Source organism: Agromyces allii, assembly GCF_009749385.1.
Lineage (GTDB): Bacteria > Actinomycetota > Actinomycetes > Actinomycetales > Microbacteriaceae > Agromyces > Agromyces allii.
Genome location: NZ_WBIN01000002.1, coordinates 411,474 through 435,119, shown reverse-complemented (window position 1 = coordinate 435,119; position 23,646 = coordinate 411,474). Strand labels below are relative to the sequence as shown.

Sequence of the window (23,646 nt, the reverse complement as noted above, 5' to 3'; positions counted from 1 at the left end):
GCGCACCATCTTCGTGGGCACGGGCGGCTCGCGTCTGCCTATCGCATCGTGTTCAGTACGGCCAGCATGCGGGCGTGCGTCTCTGCGTCGGCGGCGGCGATCAGGCCGTGTGCGCCGGTATGCAGGTCGCCGCCCGTCAGATTGGTCACGCGCGCACCGGCCGCACGACACAATGCGATGCCGGCGGACCAGTGCACACTGCTTCGAAGGTCTCCACCGGTGATGTACCCGGCGTGTTGCCCGGTGGCGACCCAGGAGAGCGCCAGCGTGGTCGAGAGACACCTCGGGCTGAACTGTTCGCGGAACGTCGCGTCGAAGAGCAGTCGGTCGGCGATCGATCCGGGGTAGTGGCTCTCGAGGTTGACCGTGACGATGCGCGACGTCGGGGCCGGTGCGATGGGAACGTCCACGTCGGACTCCTGGCCCCGCGAAGGACCATCTCGCCGCCGTGCTTCGATGCCGTCGGTCCAGAACGTCTGTCCGGCCGCAGGGTCTGCGATCGCGGCTGCTGATGTCACGCCATCGATCTCGAGGCTGACGTTGACGGCGTACAGCGGCACGCCCGCGGCGTGGTTCAGGGTGCCGCAGATGGGATCGACCAGCCATCGACGGGGGCGGTCGTTGCTTCCTCCGAACTCCTCGCCGAGAACTCCGTCGTCCGGTCGATGCTTCGCGAGCACCGCACGGATCGCGCGCTCTGCCTCAACGTCCGCGTCCGTGGTGAAGTCGACTCCGGTGTCTCTGATGCGGTGCGACTCGGTGCCGAACCGTGCGCGGGCGACCGCCGCGCCTGCCTGGGCCGCGTGCACCGCGACTTCCGCATCGGAGAACACAGCAATTCCCTCTGAGTCAGCGACGCACCGGATAGCGCAGGTGCAGCACCCGCTCGCCCTGGACCACCGCGACCGGGTCCTCCAGCAGGTGCTGCCCTTCGGCCGACCCGAAGTAGCGCTTGCCCGAGCCGAGCACGACGGGGGCGACATCCATTCGCACCTCATCGACGAGGCCGGCGGCGAGCACCTGGCCGCCCACGTCGCCGGCGGCGACCTCGACGATGCGGTCGCCCGCGAGCTCCTGCGCCAGGGTCATGGCCGCCTCGACGCCGTCGACGAAGTGGAACGGCGCCTCCGGGTTCCAGCCCTCGGGTTTCGGCCGGTGCGTCACGACGACCACGTGGTCGACCCCGCCGGGAGGTTCGCCGTCCCAGCCGTCGGTCAGGTCGAAGACGTGGCGGCCGACGATGGTCGCCCCGATCTGGTCCCAGTACGGCCGGGTGTGGTCGTACGACGCCTGCGAGACCTTCAGGAAGCCGCTCTCGTCCAACGGCACGTCACCGCTGGTCAACCAGTCGAAGAGTGGCCCGGGCTGGTCGTCCTCATCTGCGATGAAGCCGTCGACCGAGACCGAGCTGTACAGGACCACCTTGCCCACGAGGCTCTCCTCCGATTCAGGGTGCCGGCTCTGCGCGTCACGGGCACCTCGACGTGACCGACGCTACATCGCGACCGCTGAGGTGTCGAAGGGCTTGAGGAGAGGTGGCCGTCGAGTGGCGGATGACCGTCGAACGAGATGCCGGCCCTGGCGCGACATCCCCGACCGCTAGTGTTTGGCCGATCCAGTGCCCGGACTGGACGTATCCGTCGAAGGAGCAGGAATGCGCGGGTCGCTCTCGCCGGTGACCGCCGGGTTCCTCTCGGACGCGGCTCCGGCACTGCGAGATCCGTCGAATCCCATGCACCCGGAACGGTGGACGTCGCGTTCGAGACGAGTCGTCGTGCTCGCTGCGCAGGCCGGGAGCCGTCGTGGACGCATCGGCACCGAGGCGTTGCTGCTGTCGCTCGCCTTCGACGATGGCATCGGTGGCCGTGCGCTGGCGGCCAGGGGAGTGGAGCCGGCCGACCTGCTCGTGGCCGCCGAAGCGCTCGCGCCCGACACGAACGCCGGCGGCACCGAGCCGACGTTCGCACCGATGACCGCTCGTGCCCTCCTGACGGCAGTGGCCTATGCGGGCGGCGCGGCGGTCACGACCGGGCATCTCCTGCTGGGGCTCTTGGACGAACCCGACTCCGTCGCGGTGTCCATCCTGGCGGCGCTGGGCGTTCGCACTCGGGCGCTCAAGCGCGCCGTCGTCACCGCGACCGAGGTGCACGGGGTGACCGACGACGAGCGGCGTTCCGGGAGCGGCGAGGTCGTCGAGCGCGTCGACCTCCGAGTGCCGCATCCGGCGCCCCTGGTCTGGTCGCTCGTGCACCCGGTCCGGAATGCGCCCCTCCTGTCGGAGTCCATCGTGCACGGCGCGGTCGTCTCGGAGGCCGACGGCGTCCTGATCGAGGAGGTCCGGCATCGAACGCCGTCCGGCGAGGTCACGCATCGATACGAGAGCGTCGTCGAGGTACCCGGCCGACGCGAGCGGACCCGGGTGCTCGCGCCGACCGATCTGCTGCCGACGGTCGCCGTGAACGAGCTGACGCCGATGGGCGAGGAGACGCACTGGCGGTGCGAGCTGCTGATGGAGGGCGACTACGCTCGGTGGCCTCTAGCCGCCTCCCTGATCGCCGGGTGGAGTGCGCAGACCCGCGGCCGGATGCACCGTGCGCGCGACCTGTTGGACGCCGGCTGGATGCCGGGCGGCCCGACGCCGGAACGGCCGCGCGATGCCCGCTGACCCGTACCAGCTCGTCCTCGTCGGTGCGCTCGGAGTGGCCCTGATCGTGGTTCCCGGCCTGTTGCACCGCATGCTGGAGGCCGCGAAACCCGCGCTGTTCGCGATCGCATCCGAGCGGATGCCGCGGCTGGTCGCGCGTGAGACGCTGACCGTGCTGGCATCGGCCGTCGTCGTCGGCGGACTCCTGCTGGTCTGGGGCGGGCTCGTCCCCGACTATCTGGAGGCCGCCGGAAAGATTGCCGTCGTCAGCTGGGCGCGGAGCGCACTCGCCGAGGGGTCCGGACGGCAACCCGGGATCGTGGTCCTGCTCGCGCTGACGGCGGTGCTCGCGATCCTCGCCCAGTACGTGCTGTTCCGGGCGTTCGGGCGTCGCCGCAGAAGGATGCTCGCCGACCGCATCGGCCTCACCACCGGGCGGGCCGAGCGATTCGTCCACGCCACCTCCGCGATCCTGGCGGGCGGCATCGGCGAGGAGTTCATCTTCCGCGCCGTGCTGCCGGCCGCCGTCTACGCCTTCACCGGGAGCCTCACCGTCGCGATCCTGGCTCCCTGGCTCCTCTTCGCGCTCGCGCACATCGACCAGCGGTGGACGGGCATCACGAACGCGGCGCTCATCGGACTCGCGTGCACCGTGGTCTACCTCGCGACCGAACGACTCGAGTTCGCGATCGCGGTGCACGTCGTCGCGAACATCCTCGCCGTGCTCGTCGCGCCCGAGGTCTTCCTCGCGCTTCGGAGGCGAACGGTCCGTCGCGCCCTCCGGTCGGGTGCGCCGGCCCATCGCGAGGGTTGATACGCTCGAGCCCCGCGCCTTCCCATCCGAAAGCACACCGCCGTGTCCGATCGTTCCCTCTGGCGTTTCGACGCGAACGTCCTCGCCTCGGTCGCCGATGCGAGCGACGCGACTGGGGGCGACGATGCCGCGGGGTGACGATGATCGCCGGGTGGCGCAGTAGCTCTTCGCGATCGCCGATGCCTTCGACCGCGGCGACGAACTGACGCTCAGCGAGGTCGCCGAACGTGCGTGGCTGCCCCTGTCGACCGCGCATCGCCTGCTCGGGGAATGGACCGAATGGGGCCGACGCGCTCGCGGCACTGCGCCCGATCCTGCGTCGAGACCCCGAGGCGACGGTCACCGCGGGCAACTCGAGCGGACAGAACGACGCCGCGGCCGCGTGCATCGTCACGACGCCGGCTCGCGCCGCCGAGCTCGGGCTCGTGCCGATACCCAGGCTCGTCTCGTGGGCGGTCGCGGGCGACGACCCGCTGCGCTTCGGCGTCGCGCCCGTTCCCGCCGCGAACCTCGCCATTCGGCGCGCCGGCATCCGGTTCGACCATCTGGACGTCATCGAGCTGAACGAGGCCTTCGCCGTGCAGGTGCTCGCGACCCTCGCGCACGAACTCCCGGCGCTCGACGGATCGCTCGCCCTCGAGACCATGTGCATCGGCGGCGGCCAGGCGATCGCGGCGGTGTTCGAACGGGTGTGAATGAGTCCGTGGCATCCGCGGCTCCGGTCTGCACGGACTGCGTTTCGTGTGCATGAGAGCATGCACGACCGGTGGCGCCGACTGAACCTGTGAGCAGGTACATGTTGGGCGCCCATACTCCGAAAATGAAGCTCATTCACGAAATCCCGGCACCGTCCGAAGCCAGGTCCTGATGGTCTCCTCGCAGGTTTCCGGCGACGAACCGTTCGGAGTCACGCACGTCCTGGTCAACGAGTTGCCTGCGACGCTCGGCACACCGGACGAACCCGAGCGCTACAGCGTCTCGGCGGTCTTCACCCGCCGCCCGACACCGGCCGAGTTGCAGTTGCTCGGTGCCCCGGCCGTGGAGGCGCAACTGCACGACGCAGGCTACCCGCAGGTCGTTCTGAAACCAGTGGATCGCCGCCTCGTCATCGAACACACGAATCTCGCTGAACTCGCCGGCGGTCTCGCCTCGCTCGTCGGGGAGATCCTGCTCGACATCGGCACGCGTGCGAACGAGCACCAGCGCGAACTGGACGCCACGTCCGCCGCCCAGGCACGCGATGAGGCGCAACGGGCCGGGATCATCCTGGAGGCTGCGAAGCGCATCGACTTCCGGCCCGGAGACACGAGGTTCCGACCGGAACACTCCCACTACGAATAGACCAGCGCTCCGAACCGGCCTGCCAGGCGTCGATTCAGCGTCGGCGAAGCATCCCCGACCAGTCGGTCCGTGCGGTCAGTCCGCCAGGGTCACGGTCGTCGTGTACTGCGTGCGGCCACGCAGGTAGTCGACCGTGATGGTGTCGCCTGCGGCGCTCGTGAGCTGGATGTGCGTCAGCACGTCGAGGCTCGTCGCCGGCTGGCCGTTGATCGAGGTGATGACATCGCCCGGTCGGATCCCGGCAGCGTCCGCAGGACCCCGGCTCGTCACCGCCTGGACGAAGAGCCCGTTGGGCACGCCGTAGTGCGCCGCCACGGCGTGGGGGATCGGGATGAGGTCGGCGCCGATGTTCGGGTACGTCACCTCTCCGTGCTCGATGAGCTGGTGGGCGATCGGCACGGCGACCGACTGCGGAACGGCGAATCCGATGCCGACGCTGCCGGTGCTGATCTGTCCGCTCGCACCCGGGACCGTCGCGATCGCGGTGTTCACCCCGATGAGCCGTCCGCGGCAGTCGACGAGCGCACCGCCCGAGTTGCCCGGATTGATCGACGCATCGGTCTGGATCGCCCCGACCAGGATGGCGTTCCGGTCGTCGTCGCTCGGCACGGGCACGGTGCGGCCGAGCGCGCTGACGATTCCGGCGGTCACGGTACTGGAGAGGCCGAGCGGTGCGCCGAGCGCGACGACCGGCTGACCGACGGACAGCGAGCCCGAATCGCCTTCGTCGATCACCGGGAGATCCTCGTCGCTGTCGACCTTGATCACGGCGAGGTCGGTCTTCGGATCACGGCCGACGATGCGAGCCGGCAACAACTGACCGTCGCTGAACCTGGCGGCGACACGTCCCGACGCGACGGCGGGCGAGACCACGTGGTTGTTGGTGAGGATGTACCCATCGCTCGTGATGATCTGGCCGCTCCCGTTGCTCGAGCCATCGCGCGATTCGACGACGATCGTCACGATGGTGGGCAGCACGCGGTCCGCCACGGACTTCGCGTCGCAGGACCCGTTGCCGCTGCTCAGCGCGATCGCGGTGATCGTTCCGGCGATGAAGCCTCCGGCGAGGAGGAGCAGCGCGACTCCGGCAGCGGCGCTGGCGATCACCCAGCGGGGGAGGTTCGGCCATCCGCCGGCAGGCGCGACGGCGGGTGAGTCGTCGCCGGTCGCCGGTGGAGCGCTCGCGTCCTCTGCGGGCTCGATGGTGCTCTGCGGCTCGCCCGAGTCGCCCTCTTGCGCCATCGTCCCCCCCAATGATCCTCGTCAGGCTAACAGCGCGAGGGGTCGCGATCGGTCATGAACACTCCGGACGCACTGCGGTCAGTCGTGCGGCAGGAACGGCTCGTGGTGGTAGCCCGTGTCGTCGAGGATCACGACCGTCGACTCGGGCACCTCGAGGAACGCACCCGGAAGGTCGTTGAGCGGTTCGGAGACCACCACGTGTGCACGATCGCCGAACGACGAGAGCCGTTCGGCGTCGGGGTACATCTCACGGAGCGTCGGGATGTCGGCTGAGTGGAACAGCGAACGACTGCGGCCCTGCGTCGAGTACCGGAACGCCCAGAGCGTGATGCCGTCGGAGACCGCGACGGTGCCCTGCATCGGGAACCGCACACCGGCGGCCTCACCGGTCTCCTCGACGAATCGGATGGCCTTGCGCATGCCGCCCACCGGGTCGTCCTGCAGGCCGAAGGTCAGCGCCAGATGGAAGAGCACCTCGGAGTCGGTGGTGCCGCGGATGCTCGGATAGAGCGCAGGGTCGACCGCGAACGTGAGGTCGCGCTTGAGCCGGCCGAACTGGGCGATCGAGCCGTTGTGCATGAACAGCCAGCGGTCGTGGCGGAACGGGTGGCAGTTGGTCTGCTGGATCGGCGGGCCGGCGGCCGCCCTGACGTGGCTGAAGAACAGCGGGCTCTCGACGGCCTGGGTGAGTTCTCGGAGGTTCTCGTCGTTCCAGGCCGGTTCCGTGCTGTGGAACAGGTGGGGCGTCGACCCCTGTGCCGCGCTGGCGGGGTACCACCCGAATCCGAAGCCGTCGCCGTTGACGGTCTCCGCGCCGAGCGGCGAGTCCAGCGACTGGGCGACGAGCGAATGCTGCGCGTCGAGCACCAGGATCGACGGTTGGAGCGGTTCGCCTGAGTAGGCCAGCCAACGACACATCTCGCGACCCCCTGAACGTCATCGTCGGGTCGCGACGCTCGCGCCGAGCGCCGCGTTCACGGCAATCGTAGACCTCGGCAGGATGAGCGTCGCGCGCGGTGCCCCAGAGAAAGGTGGAGCCGCCCAACGGGGCGGCTCCATTTCGACGTCCGACCGGACGCCGCGATCGCGTCGGTCAGTCCGCCGTCTCGCCGTCGCCGTCTCCCTGCGGGCCCTCGTTCTGCTGGGTGGAGTCGTCGGCGCTCTCGCCGTCGCCGTCACCCTGGTCGGAGTTGGGGCTCACGTCGACCACGGTGAAGTGGTCGTCGAGCCTGACATCGACGGATCCGCCGGAATCCAGCTTCAGTTCGATCTCGTAGGCCGCCTCGTCGCCGCCGGCCTCGGATTCGGTCACCGTGCCCGCACCGGCCGCGGCGATGGCCGCTGCGGTCGCTTGGTCGAGCGCCGTGCCCGTGATCGCGGTCGAGGAATCCTCGTGCGAATCACTCTCGTCGCCGGTGCCGCCGGTGACGGCGACGGCCGCCACGGTTCCTCCTGCGACGAGCAGTGCGCCTGCTGCGGCCGCGGTGATGACGATCAGTCGTCTCCTCATGAGTGTCTGTCCTTTCTCGAGGTGCCCCCAGTGTCGGCCGCGGGCACTGAAGCGACGCTGAAGCGGAGCTTCGACCTCGATGGGGCCGGACTCAGCCGTCTTCGGCCACGGGCAGCTCGACGACGAATCGCGCACCGCCGAGCACCGGGTCGCGGTCGAGCCGAACACTGCCGCCGTGGGCCCGCGCGATCTCGTCGACGATGGCCAGTCCGAGTCCCGTGCCTCCGTCGTGCCGTGCACGGGCTTCGTCGAGACGCACGAACCGGTGCATGACCCGCTCACGGTCGGCCACGGCTATGCCGGGCCCGTCGTCGGCGACCGTCACGGTCGCGAGCCCCGCCGAGGCCGCTGCCGACAGCGCCACCCGCGCGTCGGCGTGCCCGCGCGCGTTGTCGACGAGATTGCGCACCACCTGGGCGAGCAGGGCCTCGTCTCCCCGAACCCGCACGGCCCCGATGCCCGTGGTGTCCACCACGAGCGTCGTCGTGGTGCGGAGCCTGGCCGCCTCGTCGAGCAGCAGGTCGTCGAGATCGACGTCGCGGCGCTCGACCTCGAGCGCCGCCTCGTCGGCGCGCGCGAGCAGCAGCATGCCCCTGACCAGGGCTTCGAGTCGTGCTCCCTCTTCGAGCACGGTGGCGGAGAGTTCGGCAGGCGGCACGCGGTCGGGGTGGGTGAGGGCGAGCTCGGCGTGCTGGCGAAGCACCGCGAGCGGCGACTTCAGCTCGTGCGAGGCATCCGAGATGAACCGCCGCTGCGAGATCTGGGCGAGGTCCAATCGGGTGAGCATCGCGTTGAGCGTGCGCGACAGGCGATCGATCTCGTCGCCGGTTCCGGGTTCGTCGACCCGCCGGTTCAAGCTCGCCGCGGTCACGTCGCCGACCTGCCGGCGCATCCGTTCGACGGGTGCGAGTGCACGCCCCACGCTGAGCCAACCGACCACGCCGACGAGTGCGACCAGCAGCGGGATGCCGACGGCCAGCGCCATGGTCATGATGCCCACCGTGGCATCGACGTCGGTGGTCTCCCGGCCGGCGATCACGAAGGTTCCGCCGTCGGCCTCCTCGACCGCGACGACGTACGACGTGCCGTCGACCTGGACGATCTCGGCGGGATCCTCGACCGAGGTGACGGGATGCGACGGCGCCCCTTCGCTCCGCGAGACCACGGTGCCGCTCGAGTCGACCACCTGCAGGAGCCGGTCGTCGTCGAGCTCTCCGAGCGAGCCGGTCCCGCTCTCCTCGAGCTGGGAGGCGACCGCCGAGGCGTCCTGGCCGGCGCCGTCGAGGAGCCCGTCGTAGAGCGACGCGCGCACGACGGCCCAGAGCGCGACGGCCCCGAGCACGAGCGCCGCGGCGACGACGGAGGTCGCGAACGCCGTGACCCGAAGTCTGACGCCGGCGCGGCGCCGGTTCGGCTCAGGGGCGGTCATCATGCAGCCGATACCCGGCACCACGAAGGGTCTCGATGCTCGCACGCCCGAACGGCCGGTCGATCTTGTTGCGCAGGTGGCGGATGTAGACCTCGACGATGTTCGGGTCGCCGTCGAACTCGAAGTCCCAGACGCCGTCGAGGATCGCGCGTTTTCCGAGGACCTCGCCGGGTCGGCGGAACAGGAACTCGAGCACCGCGAACTCGCGCGCCGTCAGGTCGATGCTCGCGCCGCCTCGTTCGACCCGGCGGGTCGCCGGGTCCAACGAGAGGTCGCCGACTCGGAGCACCGGCGGGCGCGGCGAGGTGCCGCGCCTGATCAGGGCGTGGAGTCGTGCGACGAGGATCGCGAAGGCGTACGGCTTCGTGAGGAAGTCGTCGGCACCCGTCTCGAGCGCCTCGACCTGGTCGAAGACGCCGTCCTTCGCCGTGAGCACGAGCACGGGAGTCCAGTTGTCCTGCTCGCGGAGCCGTCGACAGACCTCGAAACCGCTGTACCCCGGCAGCATGAGGTCGAGCAGGATGGCCGCGTACGGCTGCTGCTCGGCGAGCCACAGCCCGTCGACGCCGTTCGCGGCGATGTCGACCGCGAACCCCTCGGCCTCCAGGCCGCGCTTCATGCCGTCGGCGAGCCGGGTCTCGTCCTCGACGATCAACAGGCGCATGCAGCCTCCTCTCCGTGGTCCAAGCGTTCAGCGTGCCGCTGAAGCCCAGCTGAAGGCCAGCTGGAGACGGGCCGATGCTCGGATCATATGGACGCGTCGGCCCGCGCGGCAACCGGCACCGCGCGGGGTCCGTACACCCAGTAGCGGTACGCGACGAAGCGGAACGCGGAACCGAGCGCGAGTCCGACCACGTTCGCCGAGACGTTGTCGGCGATCGGCGAGGTGAGGTGCAGCAGGTAGTGCGACAGCCCGAGGCATCCGATCGCGAGCAGGCTGCCGCCGATGCTGACGAGCCCGAACTCGATCGCCTCACGCAGCCAATCGGGTCGGCGGCGGTCGCGGAACGTGAGCCACCGGTTGCCGACCCAGTTCGCGGCGATCGCAACGATCGTGGAGGCGACCTTGGCGTACAGCGGGCCACCGTGCACGGCGTGCGCCGACAGCACCGTCAGGCTCAGCAGGTTGAACAGCCCGACATCCAGCAGGAAGCCCGCGCCGCCGACGAGCCCGAACTGGACCAGTTCGGGCACGAGGCGCTCACCGCGCATGGCGGGACTCCTCATCGACCGGAGGTCTCGCTCATGGCTGCTCCCTGGTCAGTTCGTAGACGGTCGTGCGGTGCACCGGGAGTGCCCGGCGCACGACGTATCCGAGCGAGCGAACGGCATCGACCTCGGTCCGATCGGCTCCGCTCTCGACCACCCAGACGGTGTCGTGCTGCCGGATCGCATTCGCGATCGCATCGACCGGGGCGACGCGATCCCAGAGCGAGGTTCGCCCCCCATAGGGCTTCACGAGCGCGAGGTCCGCGAGGCCCGCGAACCGCTCCGGGTAGAGGTCGATCGAGAGGCGCGGCCTGCGAGACGGCTTGACTGACGGGTCGAAGACGATGCCGTCGCCGGATGTCGCATGCGCCGCCACGACCTCCGCGGTCTGCCGGAGATCCGCGCCTCCGTCCTTCGCGTACGGCCCGCGTTGGGCCGCGTACTGCGGTGCCGCCACGGCGACCAGGACGACCGTCGCTGCGATGCGCCCGACCGTGCGCCAGCGGCCGTCCCGAGCGACGGATGCCGCGCGGTCGATGCCGAGCGCGATCAGCAGGGCCACGGCCGGGGCGCAGAACGACGGGTAGCGGAGGTTGTACATGGGGGAGACCCAGGCGTTCCCCGCGAGGATCAGCAGCGTCGGAGCGGCGAACCACGTCAGCACGAGCGCGAATGAACTGAAGTGGCGTCGGCGGTCGGACCAGAACCCGGCGACCAGCGCGACGACGATGAACGCCCAGGCGAAGCATGCGAAGACCGGGGTCGCGAACCACTGGCCCACGAGGACCGATGCCGGGGTGGCGTAGTCGCGTTCGGCGAGGAAGCGGATCTGTGCGCGTTGGTCGAGCGCCGCGGCCACGATGGGTGCGGCGAGCAGCGCGGCGAGCGTCACCGCCTCGAGCCACCTGCGCACGACGGCACGGTCGGCGCGGCAGGCGAGGAGGAACACGAGCTGCGCGACCAGCAGCAGTGCCAGGTACAGGAAGACGTAGACCGCCCCGGCCGCGGCGACGCCGAAGAGCAGCCAGATCCGGCGACGGGTCTCTCCGCGCCGCACGAGTGCGACGAACCACGCGGTCAGCCAGACGGCCGCGGCCATCGCGAAGGCGTAGGAGCGTGCCTCCACTCCCATGCGCGTCACCTCGGGGAGGATCGCGAACACCAGGCCCGCGAGCACGCCGAGCCGCCGGTCGTACAGCCGTCCGCCGAGCACGACCGTGCCCGCTGCGGCCATGCCGACGGCCATGGCGCTCGGCAGGCGCACGACCGCCTCGGACGTGCCGAACAGGCCCGTCCAGACGTGGAGGAACAGGTAGTAGGTTCCGTGGACGGCGTCGATGTGCCCGAGCAGGGCGAAGAGGCTCGGCAGGCTGCGCGAGGCCGAGAGCACGCTCGCGGCCTCGTCGCCCCAGTACGACGGGATGCCGGCCCCGGCCACGGCGATCAGCCCCGCGAGGAGCCCGACGGCCGGCGCGGCAAGACGTCGCCGGTTCGGTGCGGGTGGCGCAGTCGGGTGCGCGGCCGGGTCCGCGCTCGCAGCCGCGCTTGGAGCCGCGGCGGCCTGAGCAGGGCTGAGCGTGCTCGTCATGGTGGACTCGATTCCGAACCGGTGTCTGTTCAGGGTGGGAGCCCAGGATGTGTGAGCGGTGTCGGAAGCGGGCCGATCTCTGAGGGTTCGTACAGAGTCGCATCCGAGGGCGATCTCTCTGAGAACACGTTCAGGGAAGCCGGCGCCCGCCACAGGTTCGCCTCAGGCACGGCCGGAACGGTGAGCGCATGACAACCGACACCGCACCCGTCACCGTCGAATCGACGCGCATCAGCGACCTGCTGTACAGCAAGGTGCCGCAGATCACCCTCGCCTTCTGGATCATCAAGGTCTTCTCGACGACGGTCGGGGAGACCGCGGCCGACTACCTGAACGCCACGCTCGGGTTCGGCCTGACCGCGACCTCGATCGTCACGGGCGCGCTGTTCCTCGTCGCACTCGGCGCGCAGTTCTGGACGCGTCGGTACGTCCCGGCCGTGTACTGGATCACGGTCGTGCTCATCAGCGTCGTCGGCACGCTCATCACCGACAACCTGACGGATGCCGCGGGCGTGCCGCTCGGGCTCTCGACGCTCGTCTTCTCGGCGCTCCTGGCCGTGACCTTCGTGGTCTGGTACGCGCGGGAACGCACGCTCTCGATCCACTCCATCGTCACGCGTCGACGCGAGGCGTACTACTGGCTGGCGATCCTCTTCACGTTCGCGCTCGGCACGGCGGCGGGCGACCTCGTGTCCGAGGCGCTGGGACTCGGCTACCTGGTCGCCTCGATCCTCTTCGCGGTCCTCATCGCGGCCGTCGCACTGGCGTACTCCGTCTTCCGCGCGAGCGCGGTGGTCTGCTTCTGGATCGCGTACGTGCTCACCCGGCCGTTGGGAGCCTCGCTCGGCGATCTCGCCTCGCAGCCCGTGGCCGACGGCGGACTGGGTCTGGGCACGACCGTGACGAGCGCCGTGTTCCTGATCGTGATCGTCGGATTGGTGATCTTCATGAGCATCCGCATCGCGGCGGACCGGCGTGCGCTGGTCGACGAGGATCCCCGACTCGCGACCCCGTGACCGAGCAGGGCCGGTTCTAGGATGGGGGGCACCCGTTCGAGAGGGGTTGAGCGATGCGCATCCTCGTCGTCGACGATGAAACGGAGATGACCGAACTCCTCGCCCGTGGTCTGGCGACCGAGGGCCATCACGTGACGCAGGCGCACGACGGCATCGCCGCGATGGGCTCCGTCCGCGACGGGCGGTTCGATCTCGCCGTCGTCGACCTCATGCTCCCGGGCATGTCGGGTCTCGAGCTCTGCCGCAGGGTCAAGGAGTTCGACTCGACGATCGCCGTCATCCTGCTGACGGCACGGCACGCGGTCGACGATCGGGTCCGAGGTCTGGATTCGGGCGCCGACGACTACATGGTCAAGCCGTTCGATCTCGCCGAGCTGTCCGCGCGCATCCGGGCGGTCCGGCGCCGTGACACCCTCCATGCGCCGGTGCGTCTCGAGGTGGGCGGCCTCGCGCTCGACCTGCACCGCCATCGCGTGCGGGCCGGCGAGCAGGAGATCCCAATGAGTCGCACCGAGTTCGACGTGCTCTGGAGCCTGGCCGCCAAGCCGAACGAGGTCCGATCCCGCGCCGCGATCCTCGAGGAGGTCTGGGACACTCCGGCGCACATCGACTCCAATGTCGTCGACCAGTACGTCAGCTACCTGCGGCGCAAGCTCGACCGGGTCGACGCCCGCGTGCGCATCGCGACGGTGCGCGGCGTCGGATTCCGACTCGACACGGTGCCGGCGCCGGCGTGATGCGCGGGCGACGCGGCATCCGTGCCCGGATCGCGGGCGGCAGCCTCCTCATCGCGATCCTCATCTCGGTCGCGGCCGGCATCGTCATCAACTCGCAGATCGAGCGCATCGTGCGCGAGGGGACGACCGCCGTGCTGCGCAGCGACAGCGCCCCGTACGTCGTGGCACTCGAGACCGAGCCGTCCGAGCCGTTCGACGCGCCGGGCCCGTCGCAACTCGTCGCCGTCGTCGCCCCCGACGGGTCGACACCGGTGGATTCGCTTCCGTCCCCGCTGTCCGACATGCTCCCGCAGCTCACGACGCTCGAGCGGACGAGCGAAGCCGACGCCGACGGCACCCCGTACCTCGTCAAGGCGACGCAGTTGCAGGTCGGTGCCGACGAGTGGACGGTCGTCGCCGCCCGTCATGCCGAGGCCGAGAACACGATCCTCACGCAGATGCGGTTGTTGCTGATCGTCGGTCTCGCCGTCATCTCGGCGGGCACCGCGGTGGCGGCCTGGCTGCTGACCTCGATCTCGCTCGCGCCGGTGGAGCGCCTCCGTACGGCCGCAGAGGAGCTGAGCGAGTCCTCGACGACGGAGCTGCTGCCCGTCGGCGAGACGAACGACGAGATCGCCGAACTCGCTCGAACGCTCAACGACCTGGTCGAACGGCTGCGCGCCTCGGCCGCGAGGGAGCGCCAGTTCGTCGCCGATGCCAGTCATGAACTGCGCACCCCGCTCGCGCTCGTTAACACGCAGCTCCAGGTGGCGATCGCCGAATCCGCGTCGGTCGACCAGATGCTCTCCGATGTGCGGGGTGCCCAGCGCAACGTCATGCGGCTCTCCCGCCTGGTCTCGTCGTTGCTCGAGCTCTCCGAGATCGATGCGGTCGGTCGTGCGGGTGCGTCGTCGGCGCCCGAGCTCGAGCGCGAGACGGCCGACGCCGTCGAACGGGCCCGAGTCGTGGGCGCCGACGTGGTGGTCTCGTACCGGAGCTTCAACGGCCCCTGGCCGAGCGGACTCCGCTACGGCGTCCGCGCCGAGGACTTCGGTCGACTCGTCGACAACCTCGCGAACAACTCCCTCCGCGCGGTGCGTGACGAGGGCAGCGTAGAGATCTCGTTGCGGCTCGACGGCGGCGACCTGACGCTTTCGGTCGCCGACACCGGCGGCGGGCTCGATCCCGCGTTCGCTCCGACTGCGCTCGACCGGTTCAGCAGAGCCGACGCATCCAGGGTTGGAAGCAACGGCGTCGGACTCGGGCTCGCCATCGTCGACGCGATCGTGAAGAGCGCCGGGGGAGACATCCGACTCGACAATCGCCCGGGCGAAGGACTCACGGTCGTCGTGGTCCTGCCGCCGATCGCCGGCGCAAGCGAGTAGCCGCGGTCGGACGGTGCGGCGGCGGCCCGTGCTCCGGTCCGCTCTCGCCCTCCCCCGTTCGGGGGCCGCCGCCCGGAAGCTCGGAGAGTAGCGTTGACGCGCTCGACCGCGTCGGGCCGTCCGGCGCCCCCGGCGAGCGTCTTCGCTCGCCGTGACAGGTGTCGGGCGTGCGCACGCGGTGAGGGGCAGCACATGGCCGGCGTCGATCCGAATCTGCTCGCGGCGATGGGGCGCGTCTTCGCGCGGGCCGAACGGGTCGAACTGCCGTTCGGCGAGGTGCTCGAGATCGGCGGGCAGGCCGCACCGGCGGAGTCGTTGCCGCGGGTCGCCGTCTTCAGGCCCGAAGACCTGCTCCGCATCGAGTTCCGGTTCATCGGGCTCGACCGGGTCGATGTCGACGGCCGACCGCATCTCGTGCGCCGGACGCCCGAGCGGCCCGCGTTCCTCGTCGCGGACGTGGGGCCGCAGCATCTGCTCGAGCGGGCGTTCTTCGACGCGGCCGGGCCGGAGAGCACGTTCAAGACCGAGGCGCCGGTGTCACCGGTGGAGCAGAAGCGCGTCAAGCTCCCCGGCGGCTCCGAACCTCCGACGTATCCCGTCGAGGCGCGCATCGCGAGGAGCAGCCGCATCGCGTACACGGTGACGACCGAACGCGTGCCCTACACCGAGGCAGGGCTCCTGCACGCCATGCGCGTCCTTCCGCTCAGCGTCGTGCCGCACGCCGAGGGCGCTCCGGCGATCATCCGCTGGTTCGACCTGGCCGAGCAGTTGGGTGCGATCACCTCGGTCGTCGACCGCGTGAGCGAGGTCGGCGTCGCCGCCCGTCGACGGTTCGGGCGTCGTGCGGGAGCGGAGCGGGCTCGTGGGGTGGTCGTCCTGCCGCCTGCTCGTCGCGCGGCCGCCGTCGGCAGGATCATCGACGCGGGAGTCGCGCTCACCGACCTCTCCGAGGTCGCCAGGCTCCGGCGCACGGCGGCCGAGCTCGAGACCCGGTTCGGCGCGACGTCCGCCGTGTCGGCCGTGACGACCGACGTGCGTGCGGGCGTCGAACTCGGGCCGCGCTTCCCGCTCGACCTGCGGCCGCCGATCCCGCGAGAGCCGGCCTCGACCGAGACCGCACTCGAACTGCCGTGGCGGCTGCAGCTCAGTCCGCCGTCGCGCGGGGCGTTCACCCATGCGCTCGACCCCGTCGATCACGACGGTCGCGTCGAACTCTGGCACTCCAGGCTCGCCTCCCGAACGGATGCCGCAGCCGACCTCGATCCGCAGGCCGCGCCTCCGGTCGACGAGCAGCAGGCGGCCGGTCGCACCGTGCGCGCAGTCTGGACGCGCGACTTCACCGACGGCAACGGCCCGGCCCAGGGCGCTGCCGCATTCCCCGAGGAGGACTTCGGGGATCAGGCTGCCGCGCCGCCGGCCGAGCGGCTGCGGCCGTTCCGGGCGACGCTGTCGGTGCGCGACCGCATGCAGCTCGTGCACCTGACCTCGAACCATCGATGGCCGCGGTACAAGCCGGCGCCTGCGGCGGTCGAGCATCTCATGCTCACGTCCGCCGGCGGGTGGCTCGCCCTCGAGGCGCACTTCGACCCGCTGCGCGCCGACGGGCTCTCGATCGAGGAGTGGCGGCATCGCGCGACGCTCGGTCGCGACCACTACGTCAAGGTCGTCTATCAGGGCGTGCTGCTGCCGTTCGGGCACCGGGCCTCGCTCGTGAAGATCACCGAGCGCCGGGTCAAGGACGACGGTCGGGCGACGCTCTACCAGCGGCTGTTCGTCATCGTGCGCCAGCCCGAGCGCCGATTCCTCGCTTCGGGGAAGGCCACGTTCGACAACCGGATGCCGTTCCGCTGGGTGCGCATCCTGACCGCGTCGACGCCACCGCTCGCCGCCCCGGTGAAGCTCTCGTCGGGTATCCCGGGAGCGCCGCCGGCCAAGGGCCAGATCTTCGTGCCGGAGGTCGCCTCCGTCGACGGGGCCGTCGGCGGTTCGCCCGTGCCGGGGCAGGTGCCGTTCCGGTTCCGGTTCCTCGCGAACGACATCTCGAACCGGCTCGTCGAGTGGGAGGGCCCGCTCGTGTTCGTCGAGAAGACCGTCTTCACCGATCCGGCGGGCCGCGACATGGCGCGCATCGCGGCGAACCTCGCGAACACGACGTACGACCTCGGCGGGCAGCGGGTCGCGTACGCCCCGCCGCTCGACCCCGACGACACGACGCTGGCGACCACCGACATCCGCTTCGATGCCGAGTTCGACACGGCGACGAGCGACCGCGCCGTGAACTTCGTGCTGCCCGTCATGCGGGTCGCCCGGGCGCCGGTGCCGGCGATGTCGGCGTTCACCGGGCAGACCGAACCGCTGGCGCTGACCTACGCGACCGCCTACCGGACTGCGGGCGTCGGCACCGGTCCCGCGCACACGGGCAACGAGGGTGGCCTCTTCCTCCAGCTCGCGAAGGCGGACGGCGCGCCCATCGCTCCGGGCGACGTGCCGACCATGGGGTTCTCGACGCAGTCGCAGAAGTCCGGCGGATTCGTGAGTCCGAGCGTCGAGGTGTCCGCGCTCGCACGACGGGTCGGACCGGTCGGCGGAGACCTCGCCGCGCTCGCGTCCGACGCCGCGGGCTTCGACGTCGGCGGCATGTTCGGGCTCGATGCGGCGAAGCTGTTCGGCATCCTGCCGCTCTCCGACCTGCTGCCCGCGACCGGCAGCCCGCTGCCTGCGTTCGTCACCCAGGCCGTCAACGCGGTCGTCGGACTCGGGCAGTCGGTGAACGAAGCCCGCGCCTTCCTCACGCAGCAGGCCGGCGCACTCCCCGCGCAGGGTGCGGCCGTGCAGCAGGCCGCCGCCGACCTCCTGGCCCGAGGCGAGGACTTCACCGACGCGCTCGCACTCGTGGCGCAGCCGCCCAACCCGCCGCAGGACTTCGCCGGCATCCTCGCCGGCATCGGCACGGCCGCGAAGACCCTCGCCGACGCGCTCGGCGCGACCGGTGCCGACCTGCCGATTCCGCGCCCCGACCTCGAGCGTGCGCTCGGACTGCTCCGCCGGCTCGCCGACCTGGTGGCCCAGGCCGGACCCCTCGCCGACCAGATCCAGGCCTTCGCCACGGGTGCGCTCCTGCCCGAACAGGTGAGCGCCAGGCTCGACTGGTCGACCGAACTCGTGCCGTGGGCGCCCGGCGGCGTGACCCCGCCGGTCTTCCAACCCGAGGGCGACCGGATGCTGCGCCTCGTCGCCGAGGTGCAGGCGCCGCTCCACGGGGGAGTGCCCGAGTCGCTCGTCTCGTGCTCGCTGCCGCCGTTCACCGTGACGCTGCTCGGCAGCACGCAGTTCATCGCCATCCACGTCACCGTCATGGAGTTCTCGGTCGCGCCGGGGCGCAAGACCGACGTGAACGTCGAACTCGCCGACGGCAAGGAGGGGCGCCCCCAGGGCATCGAGTTCCTCGGCCCGCTGGCGTTCGTCGAGACGCTGAAGGAGATCATCCCGTTCGACGGGTTCAGCGACCCGCCCTACCTCGACGTCGCCGCCAGCGGGCTCAAGGCCGGGTTCGACCTCGAGATCCCCGATCTCGCCGTCGGCGTCTTCGCCCTCACGAACATCCACGTCGGCGCCGAGCTCTCCGTGCCGTTCATCGGCGAATCCCTCGAGTTCCGGTTCTTCTTCGCGACCCGTGAGAACCCGTTCCGGTTGCAGGTCGCGTTCTTCGCCGGGGGCGGCTTCTTCGCCATCACGATCTCCCCGAAGGGCCTCAAGGTCATCGAGGCGGCGTTCGAGTTCGGTGCCGCCGTCGAGATGAGCTTCGTCGTGGCATCCGGAAGCCTGTCGGTCATGGCGGGCATCTACTTCCGCCTCGAGATCGACGGCGACACCCAGAGCGTGCAGCTCACCGGCTACTTCCGCGCCCGCGGGGAGGTCGACGTGCTCGGGCTGATCTCCGCATCGATCGAGCTCTACCTCGAGCTCAGCTACCGGTCGATCTCCGGTCCCGAACCCGGGCCGGGCGACGACAGCGCGAAGGCCGTCGGCAAGGCGTCGATCTCGATCGAGGTGTCGGTGTGCTTCCTCTCGTTCTCGGTCTCGGTGAGCTGCGAGAAGCAGTTCGCCGGCTCCGGCGGCGATCCCACCTTCCTGGACACCATGGGTCCGTACACCGACGAGGTCGGGGCCGCCCGCGACCCGTGGGCCGAGTACTGCGGCGCGTTCGCCGCCGAAGCGGGAGCCTGACATGGTCACCGAGCGTGCGGTCTTCACCGCCATCCCCGCCGGCAGGCTCCCCGAGAACGGACAACTGAAGGTGACCGTCTTCGTCACGCCGAAGCTGTCGACCGACGAGCCCCCCGGCACGGGCGTGCTCGTCGAACTGCCCGCCTTCGAGGCGTTCGCCAACTGGCCCAAGGCCGTGGCCGAAGCGCGATGGGTCTTCGACGTCGCGGGCATCGGCCAGGTCGACGGGATGCCGCTCGACGATCCCGTCCCGCCCGACCCCGACCTCTGGGAGCGACTGTTCGGTCGCACGGCCGTCGGCGAAGCCCCGTTCCAGCACTTCGAGCAGGCCGTCGTGCACTCCTACCCCGTCGCCGAGGTCGCGGCCGCCGTCACCGACCTGTACGCGACGATCGCGGTCACGAGCCCGTCGTCGTTCCCGGCGATCACCCGCGGCCCACTGGCCGGCAAGATCCGCGAGCTCCAGTCGCCGCGGAGCATCCTCGAGCGGTGGGAGCAGGGCCATCGCCGGGAGATCAAGCGATACCTCGCCGACCTGCGTGCGGGATCCGACCAGCAGGGCAGATTCCTTCGCATCGACAGCGTGCCGCCGGCCCAACGACCGGCCGTCGCGCTCGCCGCGGCCCGGGCGTTCTACGACCGCACCGACGACCCGTGGGACGAGGCGACGTCCACCGCGAAGCCGCCGGAGCCCGTCGCGCCCGAGTTCCACAGCTTCGTCGCCCGATGCGCCGACTTCCCCGAACTGCTGAGGCGGCTCGGGCTCGCCGTCGACCTCTGGATTCCCGATGACGGCGGCATCCTCGAGCAGACGACGATCCAGGTCGTGGCCGCCGGAGCCGGCGGCCCGCTCGTCGACGGACTCGTCGCTGGCGCCGACGCCCGCCCCATCACGAACGCCCACTACTCCGACCGGGTGTGGGCGCCGTCCTCGCGCGTCGAACTCCCGGACATCGTCGACGGCAGCCTCGTCATCGACGAAACCCGCCGATTCGGGCTCGACCAGCTCGACCCCGACGGCGCGGCGCTCAAGGTCGCCAACCTCCTCGATGGGCTGGTGCGCACCGACCGCGACCTGAACGACAGTGCGGCCCGCAACAACCAGGCGCCCTCGATGACCGACGACGCCTCGTCGCTTCCCGCGCTGCGCTCCACCGGCCTCATCGTCGTGCGCCAGGAACGATCGGCCGCGCTGGTCGAGCAGTTCGACCGATCCGCCGATCACGAGCAGCAGCGCACGGCCGGGGCATCCGCCGTGCTGCACGCCGCCGACGTGACGCGGGGGTGGCGCGTCGACATCCGCGACGAGAGCGCCGACCCGCGCGAGTGTCGGTCGCTGCACCGGCGCGAGGGCGACTACGAACTCGTCGAGCCCGGCGCGCCAGCCGGGCCACGGCAACCGCTCCCCGTGCAGCCGAAGCCCGACGAGGGCTATCTGAAGGCGGCGAGCACGTCGAGCAACGAGGCCGACCCCACCGCCGACCAATGGCTCCACGAGACGCTCGCCGGGTGGGACGGCTGGTCGCTCGCGGTGAAGCGCCCGGGAAAGGTCGTCGACGAGACGCACCCCGTCGACCCCGAGGAGAACCCGCCCGACGTCGCCGACACCGGGTTCCCGCTCGCCGCACGGTTCCGGGTGCTGCCCGGCTCGCTGCCGCGGCTGCGGTTCGGACGGCAGTACCGGGTGCGCATCCGCGCCGTCGACCTGTCGGGCGGGTCGATTCCCGACGACCAGCTCGACGAGGCGCACGAACGCGACCTGCCGCGCACCTACCAGCGCTGGGAACCGGTGCCCTCGCCTGCGGTCGTGCCGCTGACCGAGTACACCGAGGGCGAATCGCTCATGCGGATGGTGATCCGGTCGACCCTCGACGTGCCGGTCGCCGACTACGTCGCGCTCGCGCGCGTGCGGGACCTGCCCGGGCACGAGACATCCGGAGACCTCGGCGTCGTCTACCGGGTCGAGAACGAGCGAAACCTCGCCGCGCCGATCGGCAGCGTGCAGCTCGCCGAGACGCACGGACGGTTCGACGCCGCGCTCGCCGGCGACCCGGCGGCCGTCGCCGCGCAGTTCGCGATCGCGGGCCGCGAGGCGGGCAGCTACCTCACGCTGCCCGGCGCGCGAGCGGTGAACCCCTCCGGCCCGCCGACCGTGCTCGACGGCACGAAGGAGCAGGTGCTGCCCGACGGCCAGTACGTCGTGCATGCGAACCGCGCTCTGACGCTCCCGTACCTGCCCGACCCGGTCGCGCGCGGCATCTCCTTCACGAGCCTGCCGGGCGACGTGGCGGGCGGGGGTGCCGGCGACGCCGGCGACGCGGGCGGCGAGGTGGTCGGCGCGCCGGCGACTCGGTTGCTCCGCTGGCCGGGCGATTCGGATGCCGCGGCGACCTGGTTCGACCGGCAGCCGGTGCTCCTGCGCATCGTCGAGGGCGCCGACCTTCCCGCGTTCGACGCCGCGGCGCGCACGCTCACGGTGTCGCTTCCGAAGGCGACCATGCAGACGGTGCGGCTGAGCTCCTTCCTCGACCTGCCCGACATCGAGCTCATGCGGATCTGGCATCTGATCGACGAGCACCAGGCGCCGGCCACGCCCGCCCAGCTCGAGACCGTTCGCCGTGGCCTGCACTGGATGATCAGCCCGTTCGCCGACCTCACACTCGTGCACGCCGTCGAGATGCCGCTCGAACCGCCCGAGATCCGGCTCTCGGCCGGCACGCCGCGCGATCTCGGCGCGACGTTCTCGCTCCTGCCGGGTGTCGTGCACAACCACGCCGCCAGCACCGGGCGTCTCGACATCACGGCCGCATGGAACGACCCCGTCGACGACATCCTCGAACCCGCACCGCGCGAGGAGGGCAAGCAGGCCCACGTGACCGATTTCCTGCTGGAGCCGAGCGAGGTCGACGCGCAGCTCTGGCCGGTGAACGGCCCGGCCGCCGGGCCGTTCGGACCGCGCCACGCCGCACGCCACGAGTTCGGCGACACCCGGCACCGCTGGGTCGACTACACGCCGACCGCGACGACCCGGTTCCGCGAATACTTCCCGCCCCAGATCACCGACCAGCCAGAACTCATCACCTCGACCGGGCCGACGCTGCGCGTCGACGTGCCCTCCAGCGCCCGCCCGGCGCCGCCTGAGGTTCGCTATCTCATGCCCTACTGGGAGTGGCGCACCGAACGACTCGACGTCGACGGCACGTTCGGCGTGCGGCGGGTGCGGACGGCCGGCGGCCTCCGCGTCTACCTCGGCCGGCCGTGGTTCTCGAGCGGACCGGATGAGCTGCTCGGGGTCGTCCTCGCGCGGCAGCCGTGGATCACCTGGCCGATCGACGTCGAGCGCGGTGTGCTGGGCGACGTCGCATCGCGCGCCCTCGCCGATGCCTGGGCCGAGCAGGTGCTCGAACGCCGGGGCGGCGTCGGCGGCGAACCCGACGCGGCGCCGGCGGCCCGGTTCCAGGCGCATGTGGCGTCGGTGGCGGCGGAGTTGCGTCGGGCCGGTCCTCGACCGCGTGCCGCCAGGGCCCGCGGTGCCTTCGACCGGTTCCTCGTCGAATCCGAACTGCAGACGGTCGCCCGTCGTGCGCTCGACCCCGACTTGATCTCCGCGATCGAGACGGATGTCGCGAGCGGGCTCGTCACCGAGTTCCTCCCGTTGTTCTCCTCGACCGGGCCCGAGGGGCGTCGGTTCACGAGTTCGTGGGGCGCCGACCCGGTGTTCGCCGGCGAGCCGGTGCCGTATGGGCCGTTCGCGCATCACCTTCCGCGCCGTACCGCCGTCGGCACCGTGCGGCTCGCCGAGGTCGACGACCGGGTCACGGTCGTCGGCCATCAGCCCGAGTTCGATGCCGAGCGGCGACTGTGGTTCTGCGACATCGCGCTCGAGTCCGGAGACGCGTACACGCCGATGGTGCAGCTCGCCCTCGCCCGTTACCAGCCCCACTCGCTCGCGGGCGTCGAGCTGTCGCCCGTCGTGAAGGCCGACTTCGTGCAACCGCTGCCGCGACGTGACGCGACGTTCGTCGCCACGCCCGACGGACTCGCCGTCGTCATCACCCTCGCCGGTCCCGTCGGCGTGCCGGAGCACGCGCGCGAACTGCCGAACCTCGCTGCGGAGATCCGGGCGTCGCGGCGAGTCGAGGCCTGGGTCGAGCGGCTGCGGGCGGATGCCCCGACCGACCTGGACTGGGAACGGATCGGCGAGCCCGTCGAGCTCGATGTGCGGCTCGGACTGGGCGCCCTGCGCGCCGAGCGGTTCGGGGCGGTCGAGTGGGCGGGCGCGGTGTCGGTGCCCGAGCGCGCACCCGGCGATCGCGTTCGCGTGCGCCTCGCCGAGTACGAGTTGCACGAGGGCGACTCCATCGGACTGCCGCCCTTCATGCTCCTCCAGCGCCTCCGCGGCCGCCGCATCGTCTACGGCGACTCGGTGGAGCTGCCGTCGGCCTGAGGAGGTCGTCGGCGGCCACGCGTGTGCATGCGCGCACACGCAGGGTGCGGAACTGAACATGGCAGGTGAATCAGTCGT

General features: G+C 70.9%; 18 protein-coding genes and 1 pseudogene. 10 read left to right on the top strand and 9 right to left on the bottom strand.

What is annotated here, in order from left to right:
- Positions 1-38: 38 nt before the first annotated feature.
- Positions 39-833: an inositol monophosphatase family protein gene (locus GQR16_RS04530; RefSeq protein ID WP_157413949.1), complete on the bottom strand. Its 795-nt coding sequence runs from the start codon at positions 831-833 to the stop codon at positions 39-41.
- Positions 834-849: 16 nt separating this feature from the next.
- Positions 850-1,431: a dihydrofolate reductase family protein gene (locus GQR16_RS04525; protein WP_157413948.1), complete on the bottom strand. Its 582-nt coding sequence runs from the start codon at positions 1,429-1,431 to the stop codon at positions 850-852.
- Positions 1,432-1,774: 343 nt separating this feature from the next.
- Here GQR16_RS04525 and GQR16_RS04520 point away from each other — a divergent pair, with 343 nt between their 5' ends.
- The 5 genes and pseudogenes from GQR16_RS04520 (at position 1,775) to GQR16_RS04500 (ending at position 4,799) form a co-directional block, all read left to right on the top strand.
- The gene (locus tag GQR16_RS04520) at positions 1,775-2,665 is read left to right on the top strand and encodes a Clp protease N-terminal domain-containing protein (protein ID WP_170298406.1); all 891 of its coding nucleotides are present in this window, start codon (positions 1,775-1,777) and stop codon (positions 2,663-2,665) included.
- Entirely contained in the window at positions 2,655-3,458 is an 804-nt protein-coding gene (locus GQR16_RS04515) for a CPBP family intramembrane glutamic endopeptidase (RefSeq protein ID WP_157413946.1), read from the top strand. The genes GQR16_RS04520 and GQR16_RS04515 overlap by 11 nt, the downstream gene beginning before the upstream one ends.
- Before the next feature lie 172 nt (positions 3,459-3,630).
- A pseudogene (locus GQR16_RS20155) lies at positions 3,631-3,690 on the top strand (hypothetical protein); the annotation flags it as partial.
- Entirely contained in the window at positions 3,686-4,153 is a 468-nt protein-coding gene (locus GQR16_RS04505) for an acetyl-CoA C-acetyltransferase (protein ID WP_157413945.1), read from the top strand. The pseudogene GQR16_RS20155 and the gene GQR16_RS04505, both read left to right, overlap by 5 nt.
- 172 nt (positions 4,154-4,325) lie before the next feature.
- Positions 4,326-4,799 (top strand): hypothetical protein, encoded by a 474-nt coding sequence (locus GQR16_RS04500; protein WP_157413944.1) that lies wholly within the window; start codon positions 4,326-4,328, stop codon positions 4,797-4,799.
- Between the two features lie 75 nt (positions 4,800-4,874).
- On the opposite strand, the gene GQR16_RS04495 is transcribed toward GQR16_RS04500, so the two are convergent.
- From GQR16_RS04495 to GQR16_RS04465, 7 genes are all read right to left on the bottom strand, one after another.
- Positions 4,875-6,041, bottom strand: coding sequence for a S1C family serine protease (locus tag GQR16_RS04495; RefSeq protein WP_157413943.1), 1,167 nt, complete (start codon positions 6,039-6,041; stop codon positions 4,875-4,877).
- A 78-nt stretch (positions 6,042-6,119) separates the two neighbouring features.
- Positions 6,120-6,959: a class II glutamine amidotransferase gene (locus GQR16_RS04490; protein ID WP_157413942.1), complete on the bottom strand. Its 840-nt coding sequence runs from the start codon at positions 6,957-6,959 to the stop codon at positions 6,120-6,122.
- Positions 6,960-7,134: 175 nt separating this feature from the next.
- On the bottom strand, positions 7,135-7,551 hold the full coding sequence (locus GQR16_RS04485; protein WP_157413941.1) for a PepSY domain-containing protein: 417 nt from the start codon (positions 7,549-7,551) through the stop codon (positions 7,135-7,137).
- A gap of 91 nt (positions 7,552-7,642) precedes the next feature.
- Positions 7,643-8,980, bottom strand: coding sequence for a sensor histidine kinase (locus GQR16_RS04480; protein WP_170298405.1), 1,338 nt, complete (start codon positions 8,978-8,980; stop codon positions 7,643-7,645).
- Complete coding sequence (locus GQR16_RS04475; RefSeq protein WP_157413939.1) at positions 8,967-9,644, bottom strand: response regulator transcription factor; 678 nt, start codon at positions 9,642-9,644, stop codon at positions 8,967-8,969. Before GQR16_RS04475 ends, GQR16_RS04480 begins: the two co-directional genes overlap by 14 nt.
- 83 nt (positions 9,645-9,727) lie before the next feature.
- Positions 9,728-10,192, bottom strand: a complete 465-nt coding sequence (locus GQR16_RS04470) for a GtrA family protein (RefSeq protein WP_157413938.1) — start codon at positions 10,190-10,192, stop codon at positions 9,728-9,730.
- Between the two features lie 31 nt (positions 10,193-10,223).
- The gene (locus GQR16_RS04465; RefSeq protein ID WP_157413937.1) at positions 10,224-11,777 is read right to left on the bottom strand and encodes a glycosyltransferase family 39 protein; all 1,554 of its coding nucleotides are present in this window, start codon (positions 11,775-11,777) and stop codon (positions 10,224-10,226) included.
- Positions 11,778-11,965: 188 nt separating this feature from the next.
- Here GQR16_RS04465 and GQR16_RS04460 point away from each other — a divergent pair, with 188 nt between their 5' ends.
- From GQR16_RS04460 to GQR16_RS04440, 5 genes are all read left to right on the top strand, one after another.
- Entirely contained in the window at positions 11,966-12,793 is an 828-nt protein-coding gene (locus GQR16_RS04460; RefSeq protein ID WP_157413936.1) for a COG4705 family protein, read from the top strand.
- Between the two features lie 53 nt (positions 12,794-12,846).
- Positions 12,847-13,530 (top strand): response regulator transcription factor, encoded by a 684-nt coding sequence (locus GQR16_RS04455; RefSeq protein WP_157413935.1) that lies wholly within the window; start codon positions 12,847-12,849, stop codon positions 13,528-13,530.
- Complete coding sequence (locus GQR16_RS04450; protein WP_157413934.1) at positions 13,530-14,894, top strand: sensor histidine kinase; 1,365 nt, start codon at positions 13,530-13,532, stop codon at positions 14,892-14,894. The genes GQR16_RS04455 and GQR16_RS04450 overlap by 1 nt, the downstream gene beginning before the upstream one ends.
- A gap of 192 nt (positions 14,895-15,086) precedes the next feature.
- Positions 15,087-19,121, top strand: coding sequence for a hypothetical protein (locus GQR16_RS04445; protein WP_157413933.1), 4,035 nt, complete (start codon positions 15,087-15,089; stop codon positions 19,119-19,121).
- 1 nt (position 19,122) lies between these two features.
- Positions 19,123-23,568: a hypothetical protein gene (locus GQR16_RS04440; protein ID WP_157413932.1), complete on the top strand. Its 4,446-nt coding sequence runs from the start codon at positions 19,123-19,125 to the stop codon at positions 23,566-23,568.
- Positions 23,569-23,646 lie beyond the last annotated feature (78 nt).